This is a genomic window from Arenimonas sp. (assembly GCF_019459675.1).
Classification (GTDB): Bacteria; Pseudomonadota; Gammaproteobacteria; order Xanthomonadales; family Xanthomonadaceae; genus Arenimonas.
The window spans coordinates 1-4950 of record NZ_JAIBFH010000005.1 but is presented as its reverse complement, the minus strand read 5'-3'; the positions used below and the strand labels follow the sequence as shown (position 1 = coordinate 4950).

At 70.3% G+C, this 4950-nt stretch carries 6 protein-coding genes; 1 reads left to right on the top strand and 5 read right to left on the bottom strand.

The features are described 5' to 3' along the window. The 5 genes from K0M70_RS00135 to K0M70_RS00115 all read right to left on the bottom strand — a co-directional run. The coding region (locus K0M70_RS00135; protein ID WP_290777650.1) for an O-antigen ligase at window positions 1–1277 on the bottom strand (1277 nt) is incomplete at its 3' end. Further along, complete coding sequence (locus K0M70_RS00130) at window positions 1255–2364, bottom strand: glycosyltransferase (RefSeq protein ID WP_290777647.1); 1110 nt, start codon at window positions 2362–2364, stop codon at window positions 1255–1257. The genes K0M70_RS00130 and K0M70_RS00135, both read right to left, overlap by 23 nt. 16 nt (window positions 2365–2380) lie before the next feature. Then, window positions 2381–2584: a zinc-finger domain-containing protein gene (locus tag K0M70_RS00125; protein ID WP_290777645.1), complete on the bottom strand. Its 204-nt coding sequence runs from the start codon at window positions 2582–2584 to the stop codon at window positions 2381–2383. 67 nt (window positions 2585–2651) lie between these two features. Next, window positions 2652–3227, bottom strand: a complete 576-nt coding sequence (locus tag K0M70_RS00120) for a YceI family protein (RefSeq protein WP_290777643.1) — start codon at window positions 3225–3227, stop codon at window positions 2652–2654. Between the two features lie 22 nt (window positions 3228–3249). Continuing rightward, window positions 3250–3852, bottom strand: a complete 603-nt coding sequence (locus K0M70_RS00115) for a malonic semialdehyde reductase (protein ID WP_290777640.1) — start codon at window positions 3850–3852, stop codon at window positions 3250–3252. A 224-nt stretch (window positions 3853–4076) separates the two neighbouring features. On the opposite strand from K0M70_RS00115, the gene K0M70_RS00110 reads away from it, so the two are divergent. Beyond that, window positions 4077–4910, top strand: a complete 834-nt coding sequence (locus tag K0M70_RS00110; RefSeq protein WP_290777638.1) for a hypothetical protein — start codon at window positions 4077–4079, stop codon at window positions 4908–4910. Window positions 4911–4950: the final 40 nt, after the last annotated feature.

Sequence of the window (4950 nt, the reverse complement as noted above, 5' to 3'; positions counted from 1 at the left end):
TCTTTTTGGGGCTGCCGGGGGGTGTGGGGGGGGTGGGGCCCCCCCGCCCCCCACAGCAGGCTGCCCGCGAACAGCGCCGCGAGCAGCAGCGTCAGTCCGCCCCAGAACGTCGAATAGAAAGCCAGGTGGGTGTTGAACGGGAACACCGTCACCAGCAGCGCAAGGGCCGGGGCACGTGCCCGCTCGCGCGCCTCGGGCGCGGCGAAACGCCACGCACGCCAGGCCAGGGCCGCGCCGCCGAGCCACAGCATCAATCCCACCAGCCCGGTTTCACTCAGCACCTCGAGCACGATCTGGTGGGCATGGAAGCCTGCGCCATGGTCGGCATCGGTCAGCCACGGGTCGTCGTCGGCCGCGTAGGTGGCGTAGGCGTCGCGGAAGCCCCGCACGCCCACGCCGTTGATCGGATTGGCCACGGCCATGTCGATGGCCGTGCGCCAGATCGACAGCCGGCCCGACAGCGCGAAGTCCACACCTTCACTGCCGCCGTCCAGCGCGGCGCCGGTGCGCTCCAGGCGATCCTGGAACTTGTCGGAGAACGCCATCGACAGCGCGAACACCACCAGCCCGCCCACCGCCACCAGGCCGACGGCCCGCTTGACGCCAAACAGCTGCCATCCGCTGATGGCCAGCACCAGGGCCAGGGTTACCCAGGACGCGCGCGCGCCCGCCAACAGCACCACCACGCCCAACGCCGACGCCATCACCAACCATCCGGCCACGCCGAAACGCTTGGCGGCCGCAATCAGGGGGAACGGCGCCAGGCTGGCCAGCACCAGGCCCAGCTTGAGGTTTTCGGCGCCGAACACGCCGCTCAGGCGGTCGGCGCTGGCAAAGCCGCCCAGGCTCCAGCCGGTCAGCGCCTGCACGCCGCCGTCCACCAGCCAAAACACTACGATCACCGAAATCCCGCCGAACGTGAGCCGCCGACCGCGCTCGGTCGCCACCGCGATGGCCACCAGCCAAAGGAACGGCAGGTAGCGCAGGTCCAGCAGCGATTCGCGGAGCGCACGGCGCCCGTTCACGGCATCGGGCGACGACAGCAGCTCGGGCAGCCAGTAGCTGGCGAACAGCACGGCCGTCAGTGCCCAGGACGCGCGGCTGAGCAGGGCCATGCCGCCCCGGAACCGATAGATGGCCAGCACCGCCAGGGCCGCCAGCGAGCCCACCGACAGCACCAGCTCGGCCAGCGCGGTCAGCGGCCACAGGGCGACGAACGCCAGCACCCACCACGGGGCCCAACGCAGGCTGGCTTCAGTCGGCGACGAGGCGTTCATAGAGTTCCAATGTGGCGGTCTGCATCGCCGCCAGGGTATGCGGGATGGTAACCGGCATCGGCGCCGGCGCGGCAAGCAGCCGACGCGCCGCGTCGGCCAGTGCGCTGGCGTCGCCCAGCGGCACCCGTCCCGCCGGATAAAGTTCGCGCAGCAGCTCGCCCACGCCGCCGTGGTCCCAACCCAGCACGGGGCGGCCCACGGACAGGGCCTCGACGACGGTGCGGCCGAAGGCCTCGGGCTGGCTCGACAGCTGCAGCACCAGGTCGGCCACGGCGTAGGCCTCGAGGACGTCGTGCCGCGGCGGGCTGATCACCAGCGCCCCGGACACGCCGCGGCGCGTGGCCAGGTCGCGCAGCTGCCCCAGGTAAGCCTCGCGCCCCGGTTCTTCGGCGCCCAACAGCCACAGCCGCACGTCCTGTCCCGAGGCACGCAGGTTGGCCAGAAGCTCGATCGCGTCGGCGTGACCTTTCAGGCGCGTGCCGCGGCCGGGCATCAGCAGCAGCTGGCCGCCCTGCAGCCCGGGCTGTTCTTCGGCGAAGCGCGCGCGCCACTGCGCCGTTGGCGCGAAGCCGCGCGGGAAGGCCGACGGGTCCACGCCGCGCGCAATCACCACGCGGCGCGCGCCGTCGGGCTGCGGCCAGTGGCGATCCACGTACGCCAGAACGCTTTCCGACACGCACACCACCCGCTCACCGCGGAGCATGACCCCGCTGTAGCGGCCGGGCGAATTCATGCCGTGCACCGTGGTGACGAAGTGCGGCCGCGGCGTCGGCAGGCCACGCAGCGCGAACCACGCCAGCCAGGCCGGCAGCCGCGAGCGCGCGTGCACCACATCCGGTTTCAGCCCGGCCAGGACCTGGCGCAGACGGCGCATGACGGCAAAGGCGCCCAACGACTTGCGACCGATGGGCAGGCTGATGTGTTCGCTGCCCGCCTCGACCAGGGACGGTACCAGCCGGCCGCCGGCGGAAATGACGATGGACCGATGGCCGGCGGCCACCAGGGCCGCGGCGATCTCCACGGTGGAACGCTCAACGCCGCCGCTGTGCAGCGCTGGCAGCAGTTGAACGACCGTGAGGCGGCGCAAGGCGACCCGCCCCGCCTCAGTCCTTGAGTACGTAGACGGCGCCGCAGTAGGGGCAGGCGGCGCTGCCCGTGGCTTCGATAGGCAGGTAGACGCGCGGATGCGAGTTCCACAGGGCCATGGTCGGGCTGGGGCAGGACAGCGGAAGCTCGCCGCGAGTGACTTCGTAGCGGCGCTCGGCGTTGGCCGGTGCGCGGCCGGTAGCGGTGTCGGTACGCGTCATGACGGGCATTCCCTGGAGGCAGGCGGCGATTTTACACCCGCCGCCGCCTGCGCAGGGTAGCCGGGGCCTATTTGGCCGGGGGGGCTTCGCCGGTGTGGGAGAGCTGTACCGCGGCGCCCACGGCCGGCACGTCCGCGCCGACGCCGAAGTCGCTGCGCTTGATCGTGGTGCGGGCATCGAAGCCGGCCGCCGGCAGCTTGCGCATCGGATGCTCGCCAACGCCGTTGATGGTGACGTCCAGCACCACCGGGCGGGTGACGCCGTGGATGGTGAGGTCGCCGGCCACGGCCAGCTTGCCCTCGCCCGCGGCGGTGACGCCGGTGCTGGTGAAGGTGGCGGTCGGGAACTGCGTGGCGTCGAAGAAGTCGGCCTTGAGCAGGTGCTCGTCGAGCTTTTCCACGCCGGTGCTGATGCTGCTGACGGGGATGGTGATACTGACGCTGGACTGGGTGGGGTCGGCGACGTCGAACCGGAAGTCACCCTGCACCTGGTCGAAGCGACCGGTGATGTTGGAGAAGCCCATGTGGTTGTAGGTGAACTGCACCTGGGTGTGCGTGGGGTCGATGTCGTACTTGTCGGCCGCCTGGGCGGAGAACGAAGCGGCGGTGATCAGGGTGGCGAGAACGAGGCGGCGGGCAAACATGGGCGTGTCTCCTGGGGTGGGGTCAAGCGATCCGGCAGGCCTGGTCGAAGGACAGGCGCGGACCGCGCGGGGTGAGGGTGTCGCGATTGCCATAGCCGATGCTGCAGATGAAGTTGGTCTTGACGGCAGTGCCGGCGAAGAACGCCGCGTCCATCTTGTCCTTGTCGAAGCCCGACATCGGGCCACAGTCCAGGCCCAGGGCACGCGCGGCCATGATCAGGTACGCACCCTGCAGGCTGGCGTTGCGGAAGGCGGCATCCTCGATCGCGACCGGGTTGCCGGCGAACCAGCTGCGGGCGTCGGCGTAGGGGAAGAGCTGGGGCAGGTGTTCGTAGAACTCCATGTCCTGGCCGATGATCGCCGTGATCGGGGCGGCCATCGTCTGGTCGACGTTGCCGGGATTGAGCGCATCGCGCAGCTTTTCCCGGGCCTCGTCCGAGCGCACGAAGACGATGCGGGCCGGCGAGCAGTTGGCGCTGGTGGGGGCCATGCGCATCAGCGCGTAAAGCTCGTCCAGCTGGGCGTCGGTAACCGGGGTATCAAGCCAGGCCTGGGACGATCCACGGAAAGTGCGGGCCTGCAGGAACAGCTGGTCCAGGGCGGCGGCGTTCAGGGGCGAATTCATGGCGTCTCCAAGTCAAGCGCTCAGGTTGAAGGCGGCGCGATGAAGGCAGTGTAGGCAACCTATGGCTGCAACGCAGCCGGAGCTTCGAAACGTATCGTTGCGCCGGCAGCGGGGACGGCCGGGTCCACACGCCAAATTCCGTGAAGGTAATCAGGCCCCGCGCATCCCAGCGCCCGGGCCCTCGACGCGCCGCCCGGCGCGCGACCCCGTCTCTGGAGATCCGCATGATCCGCAGCGCCCTGTTCCTTGCCATCCTGGCCGCGTCCCTCGCCGCCCCAGCCTCCGCCGATGACAGCTTCCGTTCCCCGCCCGCCGCCGATTCGATGGCCGCCGGCAAGATCGCGGGCCTTCGCGCCGACCGCGCCGAACGCACTGCCGCCAAGTCCGGGGCTGCCGTTACCGCGGCCGCGGTCACCGTGGAGGAAGTCGGCGACGCCGACTCCTTCGGCAAGCCCGTGAAGTGGCTGGGCCTGCTTTCCGGCTTCGTCGGGCTGAACCAGGACTGCACCCCGCCCCCGGGCGAGCCCGGCGATCCGTCGTGCATCACGCTCAACCCGGCGCCGGCCCCGACCAATTTCAACGCGCCGGACGTCGCCAGCATCACGCTTCCGGGCAAGAGCGCCGAGACGCTGCTGTGCCATTGGCAGACGCCCATCGTCAGCTTCGCCATCGCCAACGACACGCTTTCCGCCCAGACCGCCAACTTCCGGCTGACGCCGCGCTACCGGATACAGAGCGAGGTGCTCGACGATCCCGCGCTGATCAACCCGCAAACCGGCGTGCCGTTCGCCGGGTCCATCGAAACCGTCCTCACCGCCTACAACCGCACGCGCGTGGTCGAGCCGGGCTATTTCGAAAACGAGACCATCACCGGCACGCGCATGTGCATCGGTGGCCTGGTGACCCAGCGCGCGCTGGTCGAGCAGTACGGCCTGAGCCCGGCGCTGGCGAAGAAGTTCTTCCGCAAGCCCATCACCATCACCCTGTCCATCACCGGCAATGCCCGCATGGTGGAAGCTGCCAACATCAACTTCGGCACCCGCTTCACCGGCGACTGATCGGCCGGGGGGGGGGGGGGGGGGGGGGGGGGGGGGGGGG